The sequence below is a fragment of the Vibrio sp. 704 genome, assembly GCF_033339295.1.
Genome location: NZ_JAWOUH010000343.1, coordinates 1 through 773 on the forward strand (window position 1 = coordinate 1; position 773 = coordinate 773).

Consider the following 773-nt stretch of genomic DNA (forward strand, 5'->3'; position numbering starts at 1 on the left):
TGCCATATTGCCATGCTGATCCGGTGTTATGTAAACGGCTGGAAGAAGTTGGCTGTGCTGCGGTGATGCCATAGGGTGCGCCGATTGGTTCGAACAAAGGTATCGCTTCGCACGATTTTCTAGAAATCATTATTGACCAAGCGAACGTACCTGTTGTCGTGGATGCGGGAATTGGTGCGCCTTCACATGCGGCAAGAGCGATGGAAATGGGCGCGGATGCCGTGTTGGTCAATACGGCCATCGCTTCCGCAAGTAATCCCGTTGCGATGGCGAAAGCGTTCAAGATGGCAGTCGAGTCAGGTCGTATGGCTTATGAAGCTGGGCTTGCAGGGAAAGTTTCTCATGCCGTTGCTTCCAGTCCGCTAACGTCTTTTCTCGATGAACTGTAGAAGTGAGGGTTCAAGATGAGCTTTTATGATCGCTTTCAGCAGCTCGATTGGGATGACATATCCATGTCGATTTATGCCAAAACGGCGCAGGATGTGGAAAGGGCGCTAGCAAAACCCAAACGAGATTTGGAAGATTTTAAAGCGTTGATTTCTCCTGCTGCTGAACCGTACTTAGAGCAGATGGCAAAGCTTTCTTATTCGCTGACGCGTAAGCGTTTTGGCAACACTATGTCGCTCTATATCCCGCTGTACCTCTCTAATCTTTGTGCCAACGCTTGTACCTATTGTGGCTTCTCTATGGAGAACCGCATAAAGCGAAGAACACTGAATAGGGACGAAGTTGAGGCGGAGATTGATGCGATTAAGCGAATGAAGTTCGACAGC

At 49.2% G+C, this 773-nt stretch carries 2 pseudogenes; both read left to right on the top strand.

Annotation, left to right across the window (positions count from 1 at the left end):
* A pseudogene (locus tag R7R24_RS26345) lies at positions 1-389 on the top strand (thiazole synthase); the annotation flags it as partial.
* 15 nt (positions 390-404) lie between these two features.
* Positions 405-773: pseudogene (thiH, locus tag R7R24_RS26350) on the top strand (2-iminoacetate synthase ThiH); the annotation flags it as partial.